Source organism: bacterium, from assembly GCA_020444325.1.
Taxonomy (GTDB): domain Bacteria; phylum Bacteroidota; class Ignavibacteria; order SZUA-365; family SZUA-365; genus BM516.
Genome location: JAHLLD010000003.1, coordinates 218,753 through 243,523 on the forward strand (window position 1 = coordinate 218,753; position 24,771 = coordinate 243,523).

Sequence of the window (24,771 nt, forward strand, 5' to 3'; positions counted from 1 at the left end):
AGTGTCGACAGCCCGGACGATTGGCTGTATAGATGCTACAGGTAAGAGTATCGGCGGTGTTAATATCAATACAGGACTTGCATCGAATGAGAACATATCAAATATTATAGAAGGCCCTTGTAATTTAATACTGTGCACAGGAAACTTATATTATCCTAGTCAAGGGGCATTGGAGTCGGATGAAGTAATGCCGCTGATTAATGCATTTGATACTATGAGTATTGCCGCTCCGTCCCCATATAATATTGATGATCTTTTTCTGATCGCACTGGACGCCAACACTCTGGATGTTGTTTTTTCATCTTTTTGGAACCACCCATACAAAGCTGTACCAGCTCAACCTAATATCAGCTCAAGACCAAATGGATATCTACTGTATAGTGATTCCTACCTCCCTGATAGGATCTCAAGATTGCCAGATTGGCGGATCCTGGGTAGTAGTCTGACAGAAGGGAGATACTATGTGGATTTACGCATTCCCACGCCTTGCCGGCAGTTCAGTTGTGCAATATCGAGCATTGATACAATCAAGGTAGAGAAGACGCGTGGGTATGGTGAGCCACGAACATTCGATGTGCACTATACTCTTTCCAACCTCAGTGATGCCAAAGGTGCACGCGTCCTTCAGGCCACAATCGATGTTCCGCCAGGACTGGAAGTTGTCGCACCCTCAAGCGCACAGCCCATGCTTCCTGCGGAGATTGGCCCCGGAGAATCAGCAAGTTGCACATGGACGCTGCGTGTGAAGGATGCGTCTCTGATAGGTGATACACTGGAGGTGTTATGCAAAGCGTTCTTTGTTGATCCGGAATCCGGCGCGGAATGGCCTGCAGCCGAGGAATGGTGTACGTACGATATTGTCGTCAAACGTTTCGATGAGGATGATCCGCGACTTTCCTGCCTGATTGAGGGACCTGACCGCGTGTACTGGAAGGGTAATGGTTACGCAGAGACTCCGGACGGCGAAGTCGGTTTGCTCCACTATATGGTGACATACACGAACGTTACGTCCGCACCAGTCCCTGTCGCGTCCTTCCAACAATCCGCCATTCCGAACTGCCGCATTTTCCGCAATCCGTTCTGGCCGGGAGAGACCATTGCGCCAGGGGCTTCCGTCAGTTTCCCGGTCGAAGTCCGTATCGATGCACTTCGCTTCGATCGTGACATTATTGTGCGTACCAGCGCCATGGATGAGTACGGTTTGCCTTGGAGTGACTGCGAGATCCACACCAACATTCCCGGTGTGCCGGAGCTTCCCTGCGAGGTAGAAGGACCAGAGAAGATCGTATGGAATACCGCACTGAGTACAGCTGATCCTGCAGCGCCGCAATACACTCTGACGCTCAATAACCCGCTGGACACCGTTCGCGTTGATGTTCGTGTCCGTCTGGACTTGATTTCCGCTCCGCATCTGGGTCCTGCTGCAGGGGATTCCCTCGTACGCGATTCCTTCAACGTAGAGGCGAAATCTGATCAGAGCCTGCAATTCAACATGGTGCTGCAGAATCCACCAGCCGTGCCAACCGATGACACATTGCTGTTTGCGATCACGGTGGATGGATTCACGTACTACTGCAGCAGAATTGTGCATATCGATGTCATCGATAAAACAGTGGTGTGCACGCTGAACGCTCCAGATCAGATCGATGAGTCCACCGTGCTTTCCCGAGCTCTCGTTCCATTGCAATACAATCTGACGAACTCCGGGACTGTGCAGGTTGAAGTCGACCGAATCGAGCTTGAGATCGCACCCGGGAGTGGTGTGATGACAGAAGACGCACTGATTCGCAGTGGGGGAACGCTCACACCAGGTAACAGTATTCCGCTGGACTGGAATCTGCGGATTCTTGCTCTACGATCTGCACGGACAGCCCATTTTAGCGTTACCGCATACGGCAGAGACGATGAGGTTATTGCAGCATGCACAAAAGAAATTGAGATTGAAGCTGTGGAGAGTCCCAAATGCAGACTGAATGCAGTAGATACGGTGCGCTTTGACCGGGATCATGTTCGATATGAACCTTATCCTGTTCCTTTGACAGTTATGCTGGACAATCTCCTCGATGAGGAAGAAACGAATGTCGTAGCTGAAATCGCGCTCGATCTTGCCCCGAGGTTTGAGCTGAATGCCACCGAAGTCGCACAGAAGAACATGCCGGTGCTCGATACGCATTCAACTTCGGTGTTGGGCTGGCTTCTCATTCCGCAGAGAGCTTCTATTGCCGAAGATCAGGAAATCATCGTGCGCTACCGTTCCGACGAGCAGACGGAGTGGAAACAGTGCAGCATGATTATTCACATCGAAGCCTGGCCGGAGGAGACAGGTATTGCCTGTTCAACGGGTGGACACGATTCCCTGTACGCCGATCCCTACTACGAACGCTTCATCCCTGATCCGCTTTTCGTGTCGTACACCGTAACGAATACCGGGACGATAGCACTCACGGGCTGTGAGGCTTCGATTGTGTTGCCGAAAGAGTTCGTCCTTGCCGGATCGGACAGTACGCAGCTCTTCACATCGCCGGAGTTTGCAAATCAGCAAGGTGGACCCGTTTCTCCCGGCACACTTCTCCCGAACGCAACCTGCACGCGGTGGTGGATGATCACGCCGTCCAATCAGCTGACGGCAGCAGGACCCGTTGACATCACATGGCAATGGCGTTCCGATCAGCAGGGAAGTGGTGATGGATGCAGTTCCTCGATTGAAGTCGTTTTCGATTCCCCGGCCGGTATCGTCCTCTCCCCGAAGCACCTGTACTTCGAAGCCGAGCGCGGCGGACCGCTTCCCGCAGCGCAGAACGTGCAGCTGTGGACGGGTGGAGGATTGACCATGCCCTGGAGCATGCAGCCCACTGAAACCTGGCTGAATGCAAATCCACTCTCCGGCAGCCAGGAAGCCACGGTCGCCGTGCAGCCGAATAGCACGATGCTTGATGTTGGTGGACACGCAGCCGCACTGAACGTATCCGCGGCTCCATCGAATCGCAGCATCGCAGTGACATACGTGATTCGGAAGAGCACCAGTGTTGGCGACCCATCGATGCCTGCCGCGTTAACGCTCGAAGCATGGCCGCAACCGGTCACGATCGGTGGTATGCTGCAGGTGGCCATTGCAGGTGCGGGAGATGAGAGCTATCGGTTGTCCCTGTACGATATGCTCGGACGCGAACGCCTCTCCCGCACACTCGAAGCCGGTGAACAGTGGAGTATCAATGTGTCCGCCACACAGTTCACTCCGGGAAGCTACATCCTTCGCGTCACGGCGGTGGATGGCACCCAAGTATCACGATTACTCTCAGTAATCAGGTAACGGCCATGATCGGAAATATGCAGATTCTGCATAAAAGTGGTTCACCATGCAGCAATATGACGCTCAGCTTGGTGCGATTATTCTCGTTGGTCACTGCCATGGCAATATTGCTGGCAGGCTGTTCTGGATATGAGACGCTGTCGCTGGCTGAATTTGAGCAGTCTGTGCGTACGAATGCAGGGGACGGTTTCGATGTCGACAGCGTGCGGCTTAATGGTGATGTGGTTGCTGGGGCACTACGGTATCAGGATCTGGGGATATTCGTTAAGGAGGACAGGGTATACCGCGCCGTTGTCATCGAGGATGATACCTTGCTGTTGGGACAGGATGATACGGTCGAGATATGCGGCTCGGATACATACGCGGTTGGATACACTGATGGCGGGGAAGTGAAGGAGTCCAGGGGCAGGATTTGCATTGAGTACTGCGTTGAAGGGGCCACGGTCATTACCGGGTTCGATGATTCGGATCGAGGTGGTGTCGGTGACGAAGGACATGCTCTCCGTTTATCAGAGATCGAGCAGGTAGGCCGTCTGCGAAGCGCGAACGAGTATCTTCTGTACATCTTTGTTGGAGTGGGTGTCGCCGCGGTGCTGACGACATTGTACCTCCTGAGTCAGCTGCGGACAGGATGATTCAGTTAAGTCCAGCGAAATATCAAGCTGCTAGAAGGTGAGAGATTTGAGAATCAAATTGCATGTTCTTTATGCCATGGGAGTACTCATCATTCAGATGTGTGTTTTTTCCATGCAACCTGCTGTGTCGCAGGTCCCGTACCCGGTTGCTTCCAGGTGGACGTCGTTGGGACCGAACGGTGGGGACTGGGCTCTCCGCGTAGAGATTCCTACCTCATCATCTGCGCATATATATGCCTGCGGAATCAATGAAGTGTTTCGAAGCGACAACTTCGGCGCGCAATGGATCAATATCTCAAACAACATTGGTGGACCGGACTGCCTGAACGAGAATCCCAGACTCATTCTATCTGCCACTAATAACAGAGAACTGTTCATAATAAACTCGAGTGAGATAATCTACCACACGATGGATGCGGGTGAAACCTGGGAACGGATGTATTCGGACTCCGTCAATTTTCTGCTGCATGTTGATCCCAGGAATCCCGACCTCATGATCGCGCGGAAGTATTTATCCACCCCATACCTCAACTCTTTTGTGGCGTCAACGGATGGGGGACAGACGTGGCAAGACCGGTCCTCTGGAATCGACACCACCATGGGGCGGCTGCTTCTGAATCCAAATCCCTTCTTTCACGATCACTTGCTGGCTTTTCAACCAGCTGGTCATGGTTCGGATGTCATCAGTGGTCACCTGCTTTATGCCAGTTCCGATTTCGGTTTGCACTGGCGAAAAATCTCATCGTTGGACAGCACACAGACGGAAACCGTTGTCACCTTCGATTCACAGAATCCTTCAATCTTCTATGTCCGCAGTTTCGCTTCCGCCTCAGGTGTTCTTAAAACTACCGATGCCGGCACCACGTGGGAGGCGGTTGGAAATGGACTGCCAGCACCTCCGTCGTTTGGCTACAGACTGACCGTCGATCCATCGCGTTCGAATGTCGTGTATGCACACGATGGAACAGATATCTATCGCAGCACTAATGGTGGTAACGACTTCAGTGTTCTTTCGGCAGCACCGTCCCTCGGACGCATCAATACGATTACTATCGATCCCATTGATTCCATGCGACTGTATGTGGGAGCTGTCCCAACGGGCGTCTGGTTCAGTAATGATGGAGGTATTTCATGGGAGGCGCAATCGAACGGACTGACCATCAGCGATGTTGCAGCCTTCTCATGCCTTTCGAAGGATTCGATTTTCGCACTTGTTCACGGCAAGGGTCTGCTCCGCACAACCAATGGCGGCGGTGATTGGGAGACTCTGTTACCCGATCCTTCGAGTTCTGAGGCTTCGATGATTCTCGTTCAATCGGACGGTGAGCATGCGATCTATTCCACGCGTGTTCCGTCATCCTGGTATGGGAGCACCACCGCATTTGACACGACAATCATAGCTAGGAGCACTGACGCAGGAACCATATGGGAGCAACTTCATATTCCGCACAGGTCGGTCTCGCATGTTGGCGTCTCCTCTGATCGGCAGGTGATGTATGCAGATTTCTCTGCTGGTGTTGATTCAACTGGATCATTATTGGATGGGCTGATTAGAAGCTCGGACGCCGGAAACACATGGGAAATTCTTCAGCTTCCGGGATACCGGATCAATTCCGTGCGAAACATCATTGTTGATCCAGTGAATAGTGACCGGGTGTACGCAACAGTAATTGCGCTGCCTTCGGCCTCGCTTCCCAACCGTGGCAGCCTCGTGATCCGGAGCGATGATGGAGGAAAATCGTGGACTACCATTGCAGATACCATATACGGCTTTGTAGTGCGTCCCAGGCAGCCTCACATACTGTTTCATCTATCCAGCGATGAACATCACCGCAGGATCCTGAACAGGAGCAGCGATTATGGGGCAACCTGGGAGCGGATAGCTGTCGGCTACAAAGTCCGGGATATAGTCCCGCATCCATTGCATGTGGATATGCTTTATGGTGTAACAGATCCGGGACGCATCACCTACAGTACGGATGGAGGTGCGAGCTGGAGGGAAGTTGAGTCCAGTGGTTCCTGCAAAGGGCTCCTACAGGTCGCGCCAGTACAGGTTGATTCTTCCAGTTTTGTTCTTTTTGGTTCTACTTCGTATGGGGGACTCAAGGTCTATCAAGGCGATGTCGTTTCTTCGATCACTGTGGAAAATCAGCCGTTGGATATTCATCTTGGTCAGTCGTACCCGAATCCAACGCACTCCGGTAGTACCGGGATGAAAACGACAATCCCATTCTCCCTTGATCAGGATGGGTATGTCCGTCTTGTCATTCATGACATCATGGGCCGCCGTGTTCGCACGATTGTGAACCATACGTTGTCCGCCGGGGTTCACCACGCTGAAATCGATATCAAGGGACTGCGTCCAGGAATTTATTATTACACGCTGACAGCCAATTCGCAGACTGCTACAAAAACACTCGTTGTGGTTCGCTGATTGACAATCCACGCCCGAGTTGCTATTCTGGAGCATTCAGCGTATTGAGTGAAAAACTGACGAGATGCGGATGACTCGGATATTGATGTTGCTGGGAATTGTCCTGCTGATTGTTTCTGCAGGTTGTGATGATGACCACGGAGCATCATCACCTGATGGACCAAAAGAAGTGGTTTACGGCAATGGCGTCTTGGTTACAGATACTGTGACGATCGGCGATGTGAAACGACTTCGGGTATGGGGTGAAGTCGATGCAAGGATCGAAATGGGGGATACTGCGAGAGCAATCCTTACGACTGACAGTAATATTCGCCCGCACCTTTCTGCATCTAACTGGGAAGACCTATTCTGGCTAAAGCTAGATTATGAAGGTGTTGACGCAAGGCCCACAAAATGTGAGGTCATAGTTAACGTCCCCAGCATCCATACCATAACATCACAGTACTTGTCCAATTGCGAGATATCCGGCTTTGACATGCAGGATAGTGTTTGGATTCATGGAGTATATGGATCGGATTATAGCGGTGAACTCTCATCCAAGTACATATCGATTGATCTGTCAGGTTCAAGAATATCCATGGCAGGTGAAGCGGGTGAATGTGACCTTGTCGTGACAGGTACTCTTGCGGAGTTGGATGGTTTCGTCTGTAAGAATCTGCAGCTGAGATGCGAAAATGGTTCTACGGCATCGGTGTATTGCACTGATACACTGGAGATAATCAATAGAGGTAGAGTCACTGTCGAGTATTATGGCAATCCGAAGCACGTCGAGTTGTACGTGGATAGTCTGTGTACAGTCATAGCACATTAAAGCTGTGAGAAGCAACGTGCGGACAGGATGATTCAGATAACACGATCGCACGGAGCGTAATAATCTGGAGGTGGTAATGAGATGGGTGATGTTATGTTCTGTGCTGTCGGGAATGCTGCTCATCGGTATTGCATTTTCGTGTGGAGTGCTGGCCGATGTGGGAATTGCGTTACAATCAAATTATCGCCCTGCTCTTTCCGGGCATTGTCCTTATCGTGCTTCCGTTCCTTCTTGCGTCCCGACGAAAGAAGACCGTACGGGATACGAAAACATGACCCAGGTCGGAATTCTGCAACGCTGAATGGTCTTCGCCTATTAGCGTTCAGAGACGAACAAGCCGTCGAAACGGACTGGATCAAGAGCTTGATTTGATCGGGAGATCAGGTTGTGGGAGAGGCAGAGGGAGGGGGAATCCGGTTTGTGATACAGCGATGTGAAATGCACTTTATGCGCATGAGCGAAGACCATCTGCACAACATGCTCGACGAGCGCGCGCTCTCGATGAACCTTCGGCCGTACCAGGCTGAAGCGCTGGATGTGTTGACGCGAAAGCACGCAGAAGGCAAGCGTCGTTTCCACATCGTCGCACCGCCGGGATCGGGAAAGACCATTATCGGCATCGCATTTCTGCAGCGCCTGGGTGTGAATTCCGTGATTCTCTCGCCCAACGCGGCCATTCAGGCACAGTGGATCGACAAGTACGGTCGCGCCACCGCCGATCTGGTGGATACGCTGGGTGAGGTCTGGGGAGATGATGTGCGGCATCTCATCGGACACGATCCCGCGCAGCAGACACCGATCCTGTCGCTGACCTACCAGAGAATTGCCGTACGCAATGCCGTGGACGGCAGCATGCATGAAAACGTCGAACACCTGGTGGAGATTCTGCGCAGACAGGATTACCAGCTCCTCATCCTGGACGAGTGCCACCACCTGCTCGCGTTCTGGGCGGATGTATTGAAGGAAGTGCTCGCCCTGCATCCGATGATGGTGCTGGGACTCACGGCCACACCGCCGGTTGACCGTGCCGCGCACGAACAGTCAATGTATCTCGACCTTGTGGGACCCGTGGATTACCAGATCCCGCTCCCCGCCGTCGTCAAGGACGGCAACCTGGCGCCGTTCCAGGACCTCGTCTGCCTGGTCCACCCCGATCCGCAGGAACTCGCCTTCATCCGTGCGCGGCACCAGGAATTTCACGCGCTGTTCGAAGACCTGAACAGCGCGCAGGCAGATGTCACACCCCTGCATCTGTACGTGCAGGACGTCATGGACCATTGCGCATTTCGAGGCAGGAAATACGATGCATGGAACTCCTTTCTGAAAAACAATACTTCCGCCGCCATCGCCCTCGGACGCTATGCCCATCGATACGGCATTCCTCTACCCGCGCATGTGCCGATGCTCGATGAAATGGAAGAAGCGCTCACGCTCGATGATGTCTCCGGTATCCTGCAAGGCTATCTCGACGATGTCTGCAGCGGCGAGCACGCTCCGGAAATCGCGTCGCGTATCGGCAGGGTGACGCGTGCCCTAAGGCAGCTCGGGTATGAACAGCGCGGAGGGGGGTTCGTACGGCGGCGGAGCGTCATCGACCGCGTACTCGCGCTGTCGCATGCCAAACACGGGATGCTTCGTCGTATCCTCGCGCAGGAAATCCGGAATCTCGGTGATCACGTGCGTGCGCTGGTGCTGACAGATTTCGAAACAGCACAGGCGGGCGGAATGAAAGCGCTCGAAGGCATTCTCGATCCGGAGGCCGGGGGCGCGGTGGCCGTCATGCGTACCATCACTTCCGATCCGGAGACCGACGTTCTCGATCCCGTCATGCTCACGGGTTCTTCAGTGCTGTGCGACGACGACCTCGCGCAGCGTTTCTGCGCGGACATGCGCGCAATCGCGGCGGCGCGGCAGTGGGAGATACAGCTCGAAGCTGTCTTCATTGGTGAGGGCGAATACACGCCGGGGGATATGGCCGGCGAATCCGACGCTACACGAGGGATGTTTGAAATTCGTGGTTCAGGAAGCGACTGGAACACGCGCACCTACGTGCTGATGATCACCGAACTGTTTGACCGGGGCGTCACCCGCTGTCTGATCGGCACGCGCGGACTCCTGGGCGAAGGTTGGGACAGCGCGGCAGTAAATGTGCTGATCGACATGACCGCGGTGGCGAGTTACGTGAGCGTCAATCAGATGCACGGTCGCAGCCTGCGTCTCGATCCGTCACGGCCCGAGAAAGTGTCCAACAACTGGGATATCGTCGCCGTCCTGCCCGAGTTCGAGCGCGGCTTCGCCGACTGGGATCGCTTCCTGCGAAAACACCAGCATTTCTACGGGCTGAGCGATGATGGCGAACTCGAACGCGGTATCGGCCACGTACACCCGCTGCTGACGCATCTGCGTCCCGATGAGCTGACCGGGGCCATCGATCACATCAACGAAGACATGCTGGCACGATCAGCCCGTCGCGATGAGGTCCTCCGTGCATGGCGCATCGGACTCGAGTATCGCGGCGTTGAACTTCCCTGCCTCGAATACCTTCCCGACGCCGATGCCCCCACGCGTCTCCCGGCCACAGCGCGAAGCACGGCGAAGCTCGAGAAGGTGATCGAGGAATTCCGCTTGCAATCGCGCCGCCTGGGTGGTATCGCCGCTGTCGTTCCTGCTCTCACTGCCGCCGCGGTGAGCGTCGCAGTGAACACCTTCGCCCCGGCACTCACGGCCGGTGCGGGCTTGTCGACATTTGGCCTGCTGACCGTCGGTCTTCTTTGGTATCGCTCTCGGCGTCTGAATCGCGTTGTCACCGAGGAGCAGCACGTATCGAGCACCGAGCATGTCATGTCACTGGCGAACGTCGTACGCGACAGCATCGTCGCCCTGCGGGAGGAAACGTGTGACGCCGTTCCGCCCATTCGGAGCAGTCACCGTGACGACGGCGGGTTGCGCATATGGATTGAGTCCGAACTGGAAGAGGAGAACACATGCTTCACATCCTCGATGAACGAACTGTTTCGCCCGGTGCAGGACCAGCGCTACATTCTCCAGACCTACAGACTGATCAATGGACGGCGGGTCGGTGAACTCCTCCGAAAGCGCGATCCAGCCGATGCCTACGTCAAGGTGGGGGTTGTCCCCGTACCCTCGGACTTCGCCCGCAAACGCGAACGCGCCGATGTCTTTCACCGCTTCTGGGAAGAGCACCTGGGCAAAGCTGACCTGCTCTACACGCGGAAGGGTGAGGGCGCGAACCTGCTGAAGACGCAGCTGCGCACACGCTTCATGCAGGGTCGCCGCTTCGTGAAGGTCCTGTGGAAATAGCGAATTGATCTCGCCGATCAGCGCACCAACAGCTTGCTATGCAGCACTGTCGTGTTCTGAGTTACTGTCACAAAGTAAAGTCCCGGGGTGAGCTGGGGAATGTTCATCGAGTGGTGAAGTCTGGAGCCGGGTGAGTCGAGGCGCTTCATGATTACAGCACGACCAAGCATGTCAGACACGAGAATCCGGGCTGTGCCCGGACGCAGACCTGTCGCATGGATGGTGAGATATTGGTCTGATTGAGAAATTGGATTGGGTGAGAGGTGAATGGAAGGGGATTCCGGATGGGGGGACTGCCCAACGGATGTTGCCAATTGCTTCGCACCGACCCAGATCTGAAAGCGACAACTTAGTCCATGCTTGGATCCCGAGCCGAGAGTTATCACATCGTCATATCCATCACCATTTACGTCTCCGGCTGGATACACTCCTGGATCCACATAATCGACATTCGGAGAGGTTCCGAAAAACCCCAATGGAGTGCGGAACTCTGCACCACCAGGATAGAAATAATATCTGGTTGCCTGCCAGAAAATACCGTTCGACCAGCCCATTATCAGGTCTGGTTTGCCATCACCATTCATATCACCCACTGGAGCAATTACGGTCGGGCTAATATCAGCGTATGGTCCAGGTGTTGCATTCGGTATCGAGTCGTTTGGTAGAATCGTCAATGGCAGCTCTGCCTTACCACGAAACATCAGTGCGTCACCGAATTCCCTATGAATTGCGATATCGAGTATGTCCTGGTAGCCGTCGTTGTCGATATCCATCATTCTTGCCCGACCGTATTTTGGTGCCCATCCGTCTTTTTGCCGGATCACCCTGGTGGGTATTCCTGCTGCAGCTTGACTATTCCCCAGATAGAGATTCCAGTACACATTACCTGTGGTGTCAGCGCCGGCAATCAGGATTTCGTCGTAGCCGTCTCCATTGATGTCCCCTGTCAGAATATCGAGTGCAAATGTCAGAGTGGCCGCTAAGGGTGGCGTGACCAGGAACTCGACATCATATTCCGCATCCATCTCCGGACCGCCGAGATACAGAACCGCCTTGTATCTAACGGACTCCCGGAGGTCATTCGCCATCACGAGAAGATCCGGCCAGCCGTCACCATTGAAATCCGGGGCAAACACTGAGTTCCGGTAACCATACTCCAAGGTCTTACCGACACGTTCTTGCGGCTTTCCTTCGATCAGCAGGTCAGGCTCCCAGTCATACTTCACCGCGCCTTCTTTCTGGTAATAGACACGGACTTTACCCGTGAAATCCGGGGGATATTCTCCAGGGGGCCAATTATGGATAGCGGTGACAATATCCATGCGTCCATCACGATTGAAGTCCGCTGCACACACACCCGAACTGCCCCCCTGAAGTCGATAAGCCGGTACATGGCTGAGCGTATCACCACCGAAAAAGATATATGTGGTGTCGGATTTCGATGTGACGGCAAAGTCGTCGTATCCGTCTCCGTTGATATCCCCGAGTGGAGCCGAGTACCGGGCGAAATACGTCAAATCCGGCCGGTACACCTCCGCCCATTTCTTGATATGCCAATCCGGCAGCTCGGTCGTCTTCGGCACCTGCGCGTGCAGCAGTCCAGGAAAGCCGATGAGAATGAAGCACAAGATCGAAAAAAGAATACGCCGCATACAGCAAACCCCCAGTGGAATAAACGACGATCTATGGTACGGAAATACGAGGAGGGAATAAAGAGAGGAGATCACCCTCCATGATCACCTGGAAAATCGATAGCGATAACGATTTCGATATCGTATACGATTTCGATTTCGAATTCGATTTCGTGTGCGATATCGATTTCGATTTCGGTTTCGACTGCGATTTCGATTTCGATTTTCCGGCTTCGTTTCGCTTCACTCAACTACGCCGCGACAGGCGAAGTCAGTGGTACTTGGTTGATGTTGGGAAATCAGAGGGTGCGTGCCGACAACGCCGAACCGCAGGTGAGGCAAAAACGACTCCGCGCAGCGGAGGCAACACCGCCACGCGAAGCGGGGCAACACCTGTGAGTAAAAACGAAAAGGGCAGACCAAAACGCCTGCCCTTAACAAACAACGATGAACCCAGCCAACTACTCCGGCAGCAGCACTGCGCAGGAAATGACGGTGGTCCACAGGCCGAGTCGGCCTTCGGCGGATTGTGTGACGTTGAAGGATTTGAAAATCTTGCCACTGGTTTTGTATACCTGCTCGCGTTCGTCCCAGGCGGAGTCGGGATCGAAATCCACGCCCAGGGTCGTTGCCAGCATGGTTGCGGCGAGGTCTTCGGCGTAGTCGCCGGCCACTTTCTGCGTTTCGCCAAAGGGATGATGCTCTGAGAGGTAGCCGTAGGTGGTGCCGTCGGCCGGCATGGCGCCGCCGATGGAGGATGCGATCAGGCGATTGGCCTCGTTGGTGGCGTTGCGCGCCATGACCACAAAAGTGATTTCACCCGGATGCAGACGCTCGAGGCCGATTTTTTTGCTGATGCGCTTGCATCCCGGTGGATAAATACTCGAAACCGTCACGAGGTTCTGCTGTTCGAGATCCGCATCACGCAGCGCGAGCTCGAAAGACTGCAGATAATCCTTGTGTCGTCCGACGCCCTTGGTGAAAAAGATTCTTTTGGGAACGAACACGTGAGTATCCTCCGAAACTGGAAATGAGAAATGGGCTTTTCAGCCGCGAACTATCTTGATAAAACGCCGCTTGCCGACCTTGACGATGCTCTCCGCATCCGGCGGCACGGGTGCGGTGGGATCGGTGATGCGCTCGTCGCCGATGCTGACAGCGGACTGCTGCATCAGGCGGCGGCCTTCACCCTTGGACTTCACAAGTCCGGCTTCAAAAATAACTTCAAGTAACAACTTATCACTACCAGCCGGAAGCGCAAATTCTTCAATCTCCTCCGGCGCCATCTTGTTCTTGATCACGCGGTCGAAATGCTCTTCCGCCTGTACTGCTGCCGCGTCGTCGTAGTACATGGCCACGACGCTGCGGGCGAGTTCGCGCTTGAAATCGCGCGGATTCTCGCCTTTTTCCATGGCCGACTCGATGGCTGCCACACGCTCGCCGTCGACATCCGTCACGAGACGGAACCACTGCAGAATCTGCGGATCGGTAATCGACAGCGTCTTGCCGTACATGTCCTCAGGCGTGTCATTGAAGGCCACGTAATTATTCAGCGATTTGCTCATTTTTTCCACGCCGTCAGTGCCCTCCAGCAGCGGCATGGTGAGAATGATCTGCGGCGCCTGTCCGTATTCCCGCTGGATTTCCCTTCCCACAAGAAGATTGAATTTCTGATCGCTGCCGCCCAGCTCGACGTCAGACCGCACCGCGACGGAATCGTAAGCCTGCGCGAGGGGATAGAGGAATTCATGCACGCTGATGGCTTCCTGGCTGCGGTAGCGCTTTTCGAAATCGTCGCGCTCAAGCATGCGCGCCACGGTGTATTTCGCGCTGAGCTTGATGACTTCTTCGAAACTCATGGGTGCGAGCCAGTCCGAGTTGTAGCGAATCTGCACGGTGTCGATGTCGAGCACCTTGGCCGCCTGTTCGAAATACGACTGTCCATTCACCCGGGTTTCTTCCAGGGTGAGTGATGGACGTGTTTTACTCTTGCCCGTCGGATCGCCGATCATGCCGGTGAAGTCGCCGACGATAAGGATGGCCTGATGTCCGAGATCCTGAAACTGCCGCAGCTTGCGCAGCACGACCGAGTGTCCCAGATGTAGGTCAGGACGGCTCGGATCGCAGCCCAGCTTGATGTTCAGCGGCGTGCCCGTGGAAATCGATTTTTCCAGCTTGCGCACGAGTTCGTCCTCCGGCAGCAGCTCGGAAATGCCGCGGCGGATATGGTCCATTTGTTCGTTGACGGTGGGGAAGTGGGTGTTGGTCACAGCTGCCGTTCCATGTCTCGTTGAATTTCACGTTTTTTCAGCGCCTGCCGCTTGTCGTAAGTCTTCTTGCCCTTGCAGATTCCGAGTTCGATTTTCAGATGTCTGCCCGAGAAATAAATTTCCAGCGGAATCAGGGTCAGTCCTTTTTCATGCACCTTCTGTGCCAGCTTGCGGATTTCCTTGCGTTTCGCCAGCAGTTTCCGCACACGAATGGGATCGTGGTTGTGGATATTTCCCTTTTCGAAGGGACTGATGTGCATGTTGTGGAGGAAAAGTTCGCCGTTTTCGACCGTGGCGTAGGCATCCTGCACGTTGATTTTTCCGGCACGGACGGACTTCACCTCCGTGCCGCGGAGCACGATGCCGACCTCCAGGCTTTCCAGCACGTGGTACTCGTGCCGGGCGCGGCGGTTGTTGAGAATAAGATTGATATGTTCGGGGTCGTTTGCCATTCGAGTAATATGCGAAATGATCGCCTGCAATAATAAGAGAATTAATGAAAAAAGACCTGCCGTCAATTGCAAGTGAGACGGCAATCGGCTATATTAGGATGTTCTGAATGTGGGGCTACCCCGCATTTTTTATTATCGGTACGTTAACAATGAAGGCAGAGCTCAGAAACGCATTTTCACCCCTGATTTCCGATGCCGGAGCGCATCTCGTGGACGTTGAAGTCCGCCAGAAGGGGAAGAAGCGTCTGGTCGAAGTTTTCGTCGATACCGATAAGGGCATCACCGCCGACGAACTGGCGCAGATCAGCCGTTCGCTCGCAGATGCCGTCGAGAAGGGAGATCTCGTGCAGGATGCGTATACGCTGATCGTATCTTCACCTGGTCTCGAACGCCCGCTTGAGCATCCCTGGCAGTTCCGCAGGCACACGGGCCGCAATGTCCGCGTCCGCTGGAAAGACGGAGATGCCGAAAGCGAGTTCTGTGGAGAAGTCGCCGAGGTCACTGATGAGCAGCTTCTGCTGCGTGACGGCGAAGGTTTCCGCACCATTCCGCATGAAGACATTCTTCATGCGGTTGTTGAAATAACCCTGTAAACAACGTGTACAGCATATACTCTGCTGGAGGTAGAAGGTCACCATGATCCGCAGCATGAACTCAGAAATCGTAGAATCATTCGGCCAGATGGTCCGCGAAAAGGGCATCGACCGCGATCGCCTGATTTCGGTGATCGAGGACATCTTTGGCATGATGGTCAAGAAGAAATACGGCCTGGAGGCCAACTACGAGATCGTTGTCAACATGGACAAGGGCGATATCGAGATCTTCCTGATCCGTGAAGTGGTTGAAGAGGTTGAAGATCCTACCACGGAAATCGAAATCAACGCTGCACGCGACAAATCGGGTGAAGAGCTGGAAGTCGGCGAAGAGTATGTCGAGATCATCAATCTCGCGGAATTCGGCCGCCGCCTGGTTTCCACCGCCAAGCAGAATCTGAATCAGCGCATCAAGGAAATCGAAAAAGACCTCATCTACGACGAGTACTCCGACAAGGTAGGCGACATCGTGGTGGGCGACGTTTACCAGGTGCGCCGCAACGACGTGCTGATCAATCACAACCGCACCGAGCTGATCCTTCCGAAGCAGGAACAGATTGGCAAGGAACGCTACCGCAAGGGCGACGTCATCCGCTGCGTGATCAAGGATGTCGTGCGCAAGGGCAGCGGCATGCCGATGGTGATCGTATCGAGGGCGGACGTTCTCTTCCTGCAGAAACTTTTCGAGCAGGAGATTCCCGAGATTTACGACGGTGTCATTTCCATTCGCAAGATTGCCCGCGAGCCGGGTGAGCGCGCGAAAGTCGCCGTTGAATCCCATGACGACCGCATCGACGCCGTCGGCGCCTGCGTCGGCATGAAGGGCGTGCGCATTCACGCCATCGTGCGTGAGCTGAACAACGAGAATATTGACGTCATCAACTGGACCGATGATTCTCACCTGTTCATCCAGCGCGCACTGGCACCGGCAAAACTGCTGGATGTCAAGCTCGACCGCGAGACGCGCACTGCGCAGGTGCATGTGGACAGCGACCAGGCCTCGCTGGCTATCGGACGTAACGGACAGAATATCCGTCTCGCATCGGAGTTGACGGCATTCAAGATCGAAATCGTCAAGGAAGGCGAGGAGATCACGAAGACCATGGCCGAATACGAAATCGATCTGAACGAATTTATTCCCGACTTCGGCGAAGAGCTGATCAACAGCCTCGTCAATGCGGGATACCGGACGGCGAACGATATCATTCTCGCCCCGGTCTCCGACCTGCTCTCGAAGGTTCCAGGGCTCTCCATCGAACAGGTCAACGACATCGTCGTTGAAATGAAGAAGGCCTTTGCCGAAGAAGACTGATCCCGGCACGAAACATTTTTTTCATGCATGACTGGCGACATGGCTGTTACGGAAAAGAAGAAAAAAACACGTCTGTATAAAGTCGCGAAAGAGTTCAACCTCTCCCACGACACGTTGACGGAGTTCCTGACCAAGAAAGGTTATCAGGTCAAGAACCATATGTCCATCATCGATGAGGAGATGCTTGACCTTATCGAGAAACATTACAAGAAAGAAAAGACTGACGCCGAGCGCCACGCCCGGAAGCGCCGCGAATTCGACGAGATCGATCGCAAGCGCCGTGGTGATGATGAGACCGATGAGGACGTCGAGTCCACGGAGACGACGGAAGAGCCTGCAAAGGTCGAAAAGGAAGAAGCTCCGGCTGAGAAGGTAGAGGAGATTACTGCCGAAGCGGATGAGGAAGAAGAGGAAGCTCCCGCCGCTGAGGAAGAGGAGGATGCCGCCGAAGCCGAGGCCGAGGAGGAAGAGGTTGAGACGGAAGAAGAAGAGGCTGACGAGGACGTAGAGGAAGAGGCTCCGGAACAGGAGGAAGAAGAGGAAGCGCCGGCAGCTGAAGAAACTGAGTCCGTCGAAACGGAAGAAGCGGAGGCCGAGGAGGTCATCGCCGAGGAAGCCAGCGAAGAAGAACCGGCAGCCACGGAAGTGCAGGAAGAAACGCCCGCCGCGGAAGCGGAAGAGAAGGCGGAAGATGCTCCTGCGAAGAAGGCAGCAGAGAAGAAAGATAAGCCTCGCAAGAAGTCCAAAGAGGAAATCGACGTCTCGCTCGAAGCCAGCGTTCCGAAAATGCGCGGACTCACGGTCAAGGGCAAGATCGATCTCGAATCCACCATGGAAGCCGACCGCAAGGGCGGTGAAGAAGGCGCGGAAGGAGACGACAGCGGTGCTCCACGCCGGAAGAAGAAAAAGAAGAAGAAAGTTACCCGTACGGAAGGTACCGCCGAGCCCCTGGATGCAGAAGCGCTCAAGAAGAAAATGTTCAAGCGCAGCAAGAAGGGAAAGGCGCGCGAGGTGGACCAGGCGGAAGTCGACAGTGCCATCAAGAAGACCATCGCGTCGATGTCGGACTTTGGTCCCGTCACCGGACGCGCGGCCATGCGCAAGAAAAAACGCGCCCGTCGCGAAGAAGAGCATATCCGTGAGCAGGAGCAGCAGGAACGCGAGAAGCAGACACTGCAGATCTACGAGTACGCAACCGTAAGCGAACTCGCAGGCTTCATGAACGTCGGTGTGCCCGCGGTCATTCAGTCGCTGATCGGACTCGGTGTCATGGCTTCGATCAACCAGCGTCTTGACATGGAAACCATCGAACTGGTCGCGGCGGAATTCGGCTTCGATGTCGTGCAGCACGAAGAATTCACCGAAGACCTGCTCGTCGACGAGGGAGATGACGAAGACAGCCTCGAACCGCGTCCGCCGATCGTTACCATCATGGGTCATGTCGATCACGGTAAGACGAAGCTGCTCGATTTCATTCGCAAGACGAATGTCGTGGCAGGTGAAAGCGGCGGTATCACGCAGCATATCGGTGCCTACACCGTGACGCTCGAAAACCAGCGTAAAATCACCTTCCTCGATACCCCGGGTCACGAGGCCTTTACCGCCATGCGCGCCCGCGGTGCGCAGGTCACCGATATTGTCGTCCTCGTCGTCGCGGCCGATGACAGTGTCATGCCGCAGACCATCGAGGCAATCAGTCACGCGCAGGCAGCCAAGGTGCCCATCGTCGTGGCCATCAACAAAATTGACAAGCCTGAAGCCAATCCCGAGCGCATCAAGCAGCAGCTGGCCGACCGCAATATTCTCGTCGAGAGCTGGGGCGGTAAGTACGGCTGCGTTGAGTTGTCCGCCAAGGAAGGACTCAATGTCGAAGAGCTGCTCGAGCGTCTTGTGCTGGAAGCGGATATCCTCGAACTCAGAGCTGATCCCAACCGCGAAGCGCGTGGCGCCGTGATCGAATCCGAGCTCGACAAGGGCAAGGGTATCATTGCCACGGTGCTCGTGCAGAAGGGTACGCTGCTCGTTGGCGATACCTTCGTAGCTGGAAATGAGTACGGACGCGTTCGTGCGCTGCTCGACGAGCGCGGGAACCGGGTGGACGAAGCAACGCCGGCAACGCCGGTGCAGGTGCTCGGTTTCAACGGCTCGCCACAGGCGGGTGACGCCTTCGTCGTCGTCGAAACCGAACGCAAGGCACGTGAAATCGCATCCACCCGTCAGCAGATCAAGCGCGAAAGCGACTTCCGTCGCGTGCATCGCACGACGCTCGATGACATTTCCGAGCAGATCAAGCTGGGCGGCGTGCAGGATCTCCCGATCGTGGTCAAGGGCGATGTCGACGGCTCGGTCGAAGCTCTGTCCGATTCGCTGCTCAAGCTTTCGAACGAGGAAGTGCGCATCAGTGTCATTCACAAGAATGTCGGCGCCATTTCCGAATCCGACGTCCTTCTGGCCAGCGCCTCCAACGCGATCATTATCGGGTTCCGCGTCCGTCCCAACCTCAACGCCCGCAAGCTTGCGGAAACCGAGGATGTGGATATTCGCAACTACGAAATCATCTACGACGCCATTGAAGACGTCAAGAGCGCCCTCGAAGGCATGCTGCGTCCCGACATCAGCGAAAAGGTCACCTCCACCGTGCTCGTGCGTGAGGTGTTCAAGATTTCCAAGGTCGGCGTCATTGCGGGTTGTTACGTGCAGGACGGCAAGATCCATCGCAACAGCCGCGTGCGTCTGCTTCGCGATGGCATCGTGCAGTTCACCGGCGGTATCGATTCGCTCAAGCGTTTCAAGGACGATGTCCGTGAAGTCGACAGTGGCTTTGAGTGCGGTATCAGTCTTGCCGGCTATAACGATATCAAGGTAGGGGACGTCATCGAGTCGTTCGAAGAAGTTGAAATCAAACGTTCCCTGGATCAGGCGCAGAAATAAGTAATGTCCATTCGCACCGAACGTGTCGCGCAGCTGATAAAGCAGCAGATCAGCGATACCCTCATGCGGGATATCGAGACGGGAGGCTTTGGCCTGCTCACGGTCACCGAAGTGATGGTGACACCCGATCTCCGCATCGCGAAAGTCTATGTCAGCCATTATCAGTCCGGCAAAAGCGACGACGAAGTACTCGCCTTCCTCGAAGAGCATGCGAAGGAAATTCGCATGGCCGTGGGGAAGAGCGTGCGGCTGAAATTCACGCCGGAACTGCGCTTTTACATCGATCAGACACTTGATCGGGTGGAGCGGCTGGAAGAACTCATACGTAAAATCCACGAGGACGAAGATCAGCGTTGACCGCCTCGCAGGGACTCAATACCATCGAGCAGTTTTGCGCTCCTGCTGGGGGCGTCCTTCTGGTGGATAAACCCCGCGGCTGGACTTCCTTCGACGTCGTGAAGAAAGTGCGCGGCACATTGCGCGTCAAGAAAGTGGGGCACGCAGGGACACTCGATCCGATGGCAACCGGATTGCTCATTCTCTGCTCGGGTCCCATGACCCGCAGTATTGAAACCTTCCAGGCACTGGGAAAACGCTATGAAGGCAGTATGCGTCTTGGCGCGGTGACTGCCAGTTATGACGCAGAAACCCCGGAAGAGCAGCATCGTCCCGTTGGCGATATCGCTGACGATGCTATTCGTGAGGCCACACGTAAATACATCGGCGACATCCAACAGTTGCCCCCGATGTACAGCGCGGTCAAGGTTGATGGCAAACGTCTCTACAGTCTCGCGCGAAAGGGAAAGGAAGTGGAGAGGAAACCGCGTCCCGTGCATGTCAGTCGCTTCGATATTACCGCAGTGACACTGCCGGACCTCGCGTTCAGCGTTGACTGCTCGAAAGGGACATATGTGCGGACGCTCGCACATGACCTGGGACAGGATCTTGGCTGCGGTGCGTACCTGACGGCGCTGCGCAGGACGGCGATCGGAAATTTCCTGGCGGATGAAGCGTGGACAATCGACCAGATCGTCGACGCCGCTGTGCAGAACGGCATCTCTTTGCCGAGAAAGGAGCACAAGGATGCTGATCGCAAGGAGCCTTGACGAACTGTCGCACGGCAGTGCCACCGCGCTCACGCTCGGTACTTTTGACGGCGTGCATCGCGGACATCGCAAAATCATTCAGCGGACAGTGGACGAGGCGCGCGAACATGGATTACGTTCCATGCTGCTGACCTTCGATCCGCATCCCCGCGAAGTGATCGGACGGCGGGGCACGCCGACATACCTGCTGTCGACAATTGATGAGCGCATCGCGCTGCTCGAGGATACCGGACTCGATGTCTGCCTCGTGCTCCCGTTCACACGTGATCTGTCCATTCTCGACGCAGCAACGTTTTTTGAAGAGTATATCGTCCGCCGCCTCCATTCAAGCAGGGTTGTGGTTGGTGTTGATCACGCGTTCGGACGGGGGAGAAGCGGTACCGCTCCGGAACTGCAGCGGCTTGGTGCCGAGCATGGAGTGGACGTCACGGTTGTCGGCGAAATGATGCTCGACGGTGTAAAAGTGTCGAGTACAGCCATTCGCCATGCTCTGACAGAAGGCAACGTGCGCCGCGCGAACCGTTTCCTCGGTCGTCCTTATACCCTCAGCGGGGTTGTGATGCGCGGCGAGGGCATCGGCCGGTCACTGGGCTTCCCGACGGCGAATTTGCAGCTGTCGGGCAACAATAAACTTCTGCCGAAAAACGGCGTGTACATCGCCATGGTACAGGTAGACGGCGAAATGCATGAAGGCATCGTCAACATCGGACGCAGGCCAACGGTATCAAAACAGATGCATATTTCCGTGGAAGTTCATATTTTTATTACTTCGGGCGATTTATACGGACGCAGGCTGCATGTTGGACTGCTTGACCGCCTCCGTGATGAAATCCGCTTCGAAAGCCGTGAGCAGTTGTCCGCGCAGATTCGCACGGACATCGCCTATGCCAAGGAACTGCTGACTAAGAACAACGAAGAATACAACAAGGAACAATTCAATTTTCCCAAGGAGTAATTCCCATGCCTCTGACAAAGGAACGCAAAAACGAACTCGTCAAAAAATTTGGTGACCACGAGAAAGACAGCGGCAAGGCTGAAGTGCAGATCGCCATTCTCACCGAAACGATCAACCAGCTTTCCTCGCACTTCAGTGTGAACAAGAAAGACCATCACAGCCGTCGCGGACTGCTGAAGATGGTTGGCAAGCGCCGCCGTCTGCTGGCCTACCTGCAGAAGGTCGATATCACGCGCTACCGTACCATCGTGAAAGAACTTGAGCTCCGCAAGTAAGAGCGGACAGAATTTGACAGGGAAATTATCAGAGATAAGAAGGATATGATGACGAAGAAACATCTGGATCTGGGCGGTAAGACGCTCACCATGGAAACCGGCCGTTTCGCCCGCCAGGCGAGTGGTTCGGTGATGATTACCTACGGTGAGACTATGGTCCTTGCGACCGTCGTGCTCGCTGATTCACCGCGTGAAGGGATCGACTTTTTCCCCCTGAGCTGCGAATACCGTGAAAAAACCTCAGCTGCAGGGAAGATTCCCGGCGGCTTTTTCAAGCGTGAGGGCAAACCTTCCGAAAAGGAAGTGCTCTCCGCCCGCCTCATAGACCGCCCGATACGTCCGATGTTCGCGGATAACTACCGCAATGAAGTGCAGATCGTCGCCTCCGTGTATTCAAGTGACCAGGAGCATGACGGCGATGTTCTCGCCGCCACGGCCGCCTCGGCCGCGCTTATGATTGCAGGTGCACCGTTTGAAGGACCCATCGCGGAAGTACGTGTCGCGCGTGTCGACGGTTCGTTCGTCATCAATCCGACGTTTGAGCAGGTTCGTGCCGCCGACCTCGAAGTTGTTCTTGCAGGTACCGTCGATTCCATCCTCATGGTGGAAGGCGAGTCCGACGAGATTTCAGAAGCCGACATGCTGGCCGCGCTGCAGTTCGGTCACGAACATATCGTGAATATCTGCAACGCCATCTCGGAGTTTGCGGCGGAAGCCGGCAAGCCCCGCATGGAAGTGGAAGTAGCCGAGAAGCCGGAAGGACTCGAAGATCGCATCCACGGCATGTGCTGGGATCGTCTGGTTGAAATGGCGCAGACTGTCATGGCAAAAGAAGAGCGGGCAACCGCAACGAAAGCCGTGTACGAAGAAATCCAGGAAGCCCTGGCCGAAGATTACCCCGAGCAGGAAAAGCTCATCAAGGAAATCATTCACGACTACGAGAAAGTCGCCATGCGGCAGACCATTCTCGAGAAGGGCCAGCGCCTCGACGGTCGTACACTGACGGACGTTCGTCCCATCAGCTGCGAAGTCAGCATACTGCCCCGTGTCCACGGTTCAGCCCTGTTCACGCGCGGCGAAACGCAGGCGCTGATGAGTTGCACGCTCGGAACGAAATCCGACGAACAGATCATTGACGGACTGCAGGACGAATACCGCAAGCGCTTCCTGCTCCATTACAACTTCCCGCCGTTCTCCGTCGGCGAAGTCGGGCGCTTCGGTTTCACCAGCCGCCGCGAAATCGGTCACGGAAACCTGGCCGAACGCGCGCTGAAGAACATGATTCCTTCAGATGAGGATTTCCCCTACACGATTCGCCTCCTCTGCGACATCCTCGAATCCAACGGATCTTCGTCCATGGCGACGGTCTGCAGCGGTTCGATGGCGCTGATGGATGCCGGCGTGCCGATCAAGAAGCCCGTCGCCGGTGTGGCCATGGGTCTGATCAAGGAAGGGGAGAAGGTCGCCGTGCTGACCGATATCCTGGGCAACGAGGATCACCTCGGTGACATGGATTTCAAGGTGGCCGGTACCCGCGACGGAATCAATTCCTACCAGATGGATATCAAGATCAAGGGTATCAGCTTCGAGATCATGGAGCGCGCCCTTGAACAGGCGAGGGAAGCGCGTATGCACATCCTCGACAAGATGGAAGAAGCCATCGGTGGCGCACGCGAGGATCTCTCGAAATACGCTCCGCGTCTGACCACGATTTATGTGCCGGTTGACATGATCGGTGCGGTGATTGGTCCGGGTGGAAAGAACATCAAGAGCATCGTTGCCGAAAGCGGCGCCGAAGTCAATATCGAAGATGACGGACGCGTGATTATCGCCGCGATCAACCAGGAAAACAGCGACACCGCTGTGGAGATGATCAAGCGTATTACGGCTGTTCCGGAACCCGGTGAGACCTACACCGGTCCCGTCAAGCGCATTGCGGAATTCGGCGCTTTCGTGGAAATCCTCCCCGGCAAGGAAGGACTGCTGCACATTTCGCAGATCGACTTCCGTCGCATCAATTCGGTTGACGAAGTGCTGAAGGTTGGTGATATGGTCACCGTTAAACTCCTTCGCCTCGAAGACAACGGGAAAATGGTTCTCAGCCGCAAGGCGCTCATGGAACCGCCCGAAGGATACGAGGAGAAAGAAGAAGAGCATCGCAGTCGTGGTGGCGACCGTCGCGGTGGAGATCGCCGTGGAGGCGGGGATCGTCGCGGTGGACGCAGTGGTGGTGACCGCCGTGGAGGTGGAGACCGCAGCGGTGGCGATCGTCACAGATCCTGATCGATTTGAAGGAGCATGCTTCCGAGAGGGAGCATGCTTCCCCCTTAGAGGGGTTCTCGCTTACGAGAACAGTGCATTCCCTGAAATGCGCCCCCCATCCACGGGTGATGTAAAACAGCTTTTCACCATCGACAGCATGGAGTAATCATGCCGAAAGTCATCTTTTCGATATCCTATCCCATCATCGAGGAAAAACGGGACGATTACCTCGAGACCGTACAGGAACTCAAGAATTACCTGGTCAACGAACGCGGAAAGAATTACTCGGTGTTCGAGAGCAAGACGCGTCCGAATACCTTCAGCGAAGTCTATTTCTGCAATAGCATGGATGAATACGACGCGCTGGAAGACGACTCTGACGAGATCACGGAGCAGCTCATCAACCGCATCGTCGACGAGTTCATCAAGGATGGGAAAACCGAATACAAGACGCTGATCGAAACAGCGTAGCA

General features: G+C 55.0%; 19 protein-coding genes. 14 read left to right on the forward strand and 5 right to left on the reverse strand.

What is annotated here, in order from left to right; all coding sequences use genetic code 11:
• Positions 1 to 463 precede the first annotated feature (463 nt).
• The 5 genes from KQI65_05670 to KQI65_05690 all read left to right on the forward strand — a co-directional run bounded on the left by KQI65_05670 (position 464) and on the right by KQI65_05690 (position 10,511).
• On the forward strand, positions 464 to 3,310 hold the full coding sequence (locus tag KQI65_05670; protein MCB2204219.1) for a T9SS type A sorting domain-containing protein: 2,847 nt from the start codon (positions 464 to 466) through the stop codon (positions 3,308 to 3,310).
• A 98-nt stretch (positions 3,311 to 3,408) separates the two neighbouring features.
• The gene (locus KQI65_05675; GenBank protein MCB2204220.1) at positions 3,409 to 3,945 is read left to right on the forward strand and encodes a hypothetical protein; all 537 of its coding nucleotides are present in this window, start codon (positions 3,409 to 3,411) and stop codon (positions 3,943 to 3,945) included.
• 253 nt (positions 3,946 to 4,198) lie between these two features.
• On the forward strand, positions 4,199 to 6,379 hold the full coding sequence (locus tag KQI65_05680; GenBank protein ID MCB2204221.1) for a T9SS type A sorting domain-containing protein: 2,181 nt from the start codon (positions 4,199 to 4,201) through the stop codon (positions 6,377 to 6,379).
• 70 nt (positions 6,380 to 6,449) lie between these two features.
• Positions 6,450 to 7,190 carry a DUF2807 domain-containing protein gene (locus KQI65_05685; GenBank protein ID MCB2204222.1) on the forward strand — a complete coding sequence of 247 codons (741 nt, stop codon included), beginning with the start codon at positions 6,450 to 6,452 and terminating at the stop codon, positions 7,188 to 7,190.
• Between the two features lie 453 nt (positions 7,191 to 7,643).
• Positions 7,644 to 10,511 (forward strand): DEAD/DEAH box helicase family protein, encoded by a 2,868-nt coding sequence (locus KQI65_05690; protein ID MCB2204223.1) that lies wholly within the window; start codon positions 7,644 to 7,646, stop codon positions 10,509 to 10,511.
• 17 nt (positions 10,512 to 10,528) lie between these two features.
• Here KQI65_05690 and KQI65_05695 read toward each other — a convergent pair whose 3' ends face one another.
• The 5 genes from KQI65_05695 to smpB all read right to left on the reverse strand — a co-directional run bounded on the left by KQI65_05695 (position 10,529) and on the right by smpB (position 14,864).
• Positions 10,529 to 12,163 (reverse strand): T9SS type A sorting domain-containing protein, encoded by a 1,635-nt coding sequence (locus KQI65_05695; GenBank protein MCB2204224.1) that lies wholly within the window; start codon positions 12,161 to 12,163, stop codon positions 10,529 to 10,531.
• 71 nt (positions 12,164 to 12,234) lie between these two features.
• On the reverse strand, positions 12,235 to 12,393 hold the full coding sequence (locus tag KQI65_05700) for a hypothetical protein (protein MCB2204225.1): 159 nt from the start codon (positions 12,391 to 12,393) through the stop codon (positions 12,235 to 12,237).
• A gap of 210 nt (positions 12,394 to 12,603) precedes the next feature.
• Positions 12,604 to 13,149 carry an arginine decarboxylase, pyruvoyl-dependent gene (locus KQI65_05705; GenBank protein MCB2204226.1) on the reverse strand — a complete coding sequence of 182 codons (546 nt, stop codon included), beginning with the start codon at positions 13,147 to 13,149 and terminating at the stop codon, positions 12,604 to 12,606.
• 39 nt (positions 13,150 to 13,188) lie between these two features.
• On the reverse strand, positions 13,189 to 14,376 hold the full coding sequence (gene tyrS, locus KQI65_05710) for a tyrosine--tRNA ligase (GenBank protein MCB2204227.1): 1,188 nt from the start codon (positions 14,374 to 14,376) through the stop codon (positions 13,189 to 13,191).
• Between the two features lie 32 nt (positions 14,377 to 14,408).
• Entirely contained in the window at positions 14,409 to 14,864 is a 456-nt protein-coding gene (gene smpB, locus KQI65_05715) for an SsrA-binding protein SmpB (protein MCB2204228.1), read from the reverse strand.
• Positions 14,865 to 15,013: 149 nt separating this feature from the next.
• On the opposite strand from smpB, the gene KQI65_05720 reads away from it, so the two are divergent.
• The 9 genes from KQI65_05720 (at position 15,014) to KQI65_05760 (ending at position 24,769) form a co-directional block, all read left to right on the forward strand.
• Entirely contained in the window at positions 15,014 to 15,457 is a 444-nt protein-coding gene (locus KQI65_05720; GenBank protein ID MCB2204229.1) for a ribosome maturation factor RimP, read from the forward strand.
• A gap of 55 nt (positions 15,458 to 15,512) precedes the next feature.
• Positions 15,513 to 16,769: a transcription termination factor NusA gene (gene nusA, locus KQI65_05725; protein MCB2204230.1), complete on the forward strand. Its 1,257-nt coding sequence runs from the start codon at positions 15,513 to 15,515 to the stop codon at positions 16,767 to 16,769.
• A gap of 39 nt (positions 16,770 to 16,808) precedes the next feature.
• Positions 16,809 to 19,700, forward strand: a complete 2,892-nt coding sequence (infB, locus tag KQI65_05730; protein MCB2204231.1) for a translation initiation factor IF-2 — start codon at positions 16,809 to 16,811, stop codon at positions 19,698 to 19,700.
• 3 nt (positions 19,701 to 19,703) lie between these two features.
• Complete coding sequence (gene rbfA, locus KQI65_05735; GenBank protein MCB2204232.1) at positions 19,704 to 20,057, forward strand: 30S ribosome-binding factor RbfA; 354 nt, start codon at positions 19,704 to 19,706, stop codon at positions 20,055 to 20,057.
• Positions 20,058 to 20,080: 23 nt separating this feature from the next.
• The gene (gene truB, locus KQI65_05740) at positions 20,081 to 20,806 is read left to right on the forward strand and encodes a tRNA pseudouridine(55) synthase TruB (GenBank protein MCB2204233.1); all 726 of its coding nucleotides are present in this window, start codon (positions 20,081 to 20,083) and stop codon (positions 20,804 to 20,806) included.
• Positions 20,784 to 21,761, forward strand: coding sequence for a bifunctional riboflavin kinase/FAD synthetase (locus KQI65_05745; GenBank protein MCB2204234.1), 978 nt, complete (start codon positions 20,784 to 20,786; stop codon positions 21,759 to 21,761). Before truB ends, KQI65_05745 begins: the two co-directional genes overlap by 23 nt.
• 5 nt (positions 21,762 to 21,766) lie before the next feature.
• Entirely contained in the window at positions 21,767 to 22,036 is a 270-nt protein-coding gene (rpsO, locus tag KQI65_05750) for a 30S ribosomal protein S15 (protein ID MCB2204235.1), read from the forward strand.
• Positions 22,037 to 22,081: 45 nt separating this feature from the next.
• The gene (gene pnp / locus KQI65_05755) at positions 22,082 to 24,319 is read left to right on the forward strand and encodes a polyribonucleotide nucleotidyltransferase (GenBank protein ID MCB2204236.1); all 2,238 of its coding nucleotides are present in this window, start codon (positions 22,082 to 22,084) and stop codon (positions 24,317 to 24,319) included.
• 147 nt (positions 24,320 to 24,466) lie between these two features.
• Positions 24,467 to 24,769, forward strand: coding sequence for a hypothetical protein (locus tag KQI65_05760; GenBank protein MCB2204237.1), 303 nt, complete (start codon positions 24,467 to 24,469; stop codon positions 24,767 to 24,769).
• Positions 24,770 to 24,771 lie beyond the last annotated feature (2 nt).

Excerpts from the sequence above, each read along its gene's own strand:
- KQI65_05675 (MCB2204220.1), top strand. The coding sequence starts at position 3,409 with ATGGCAATATTGCTGGCAGGCTGTTCTGGATATGAGACGCTGTCGCTG.
- KQI65_05685 (MCB2204222.1), top strand. The coding sequence starts at position 6,450 with ATGACTCGGATATTGATGTTGCTGGGAATTGTCCTGCTGATTGTTTCT.
- KQI65_05690 (MCB2204223.1), top strand. The coding sequence starts at position 7,644 with ATGAGCGAAGACCATCTGCACAACATGCTCGACGAGCGCGCGCTCTCG.
- KQI65_05695 (MCB2204224.1), bottom strand. The coding sequence starts at position 12,163 with ATGCGGCGTATTCTTTTTTCGATCTTGTGCTTCATTCTCATCGGCTTT.
- tyrS (MCB2204227.1), bottom strand. The coding sequence starts at position 14,376 with ATGGACCATATCCGCCGCGGCATTTCCGAGCTGCTGCCGGAGGACGAA.
- smpB (MCB2204228.1), bottom strand. The coding sequence starts at position 14,864 with ATGGCAAACGACCCCGAACATATCAATCTTATTCTCAACAACCGCCGC.
- KQI65_05720 (MCB2204229.1), top strand. The coding sequence starts at position 15,014 with ATGAAGGCAGAGCTCAGAAACGCATTTTCACCCCTGATTTCCGATGCC.
- nusA (MCB2204230.1), top strand. The coding sequence starts at position 15,513 with ATGAACTCAGAAATCGTAGAATCATTCGGCCAGATGGTCCGCGAAAAG.
- infB (MCB2204231.1), top strand. The coding sequence starts at position 16,809 with ATGGCTGTTACGGAAAAGAAGAAAAAAACACGTCTGTATAAAGTCGCG.
- rbfA (MCB2204232.1), top strand. The coding sequence starts at position 19,704 with ATGTCCATTCGCACCGAACGTGTCGCGCAGCTGATAAAGCAGCAGATC.
- KQI65_05745 (MCB2204234.1), top strand. The coding sequence starts at position 20,784 with ATGCTGATCGCAAGGAGCCTTGACGAACTGTCGCACGGCAGTGCCACC.
- rpsO (MCB2204235.1), top strand. The coding sequence starts at position 21,767 with ATGCCTCTGACAAAGGAACGCAAAAACGAACTCGTCAAAAAATTTGGT.
- pnp (MCB2204236.1), top strand. The coding sequence starts at position 22,082 with ATGATGACGAAGAAACATCTGGATCTGGGCGGTAAGACGCTCACCATG.
- KQI65_05760 (MCB2204237.1), top strand. The coding sequence starts at position 24,467 with ATGCCGAAAGTCATCTTTTCGATATCCTATCCCATCATCGAGGAAAAA.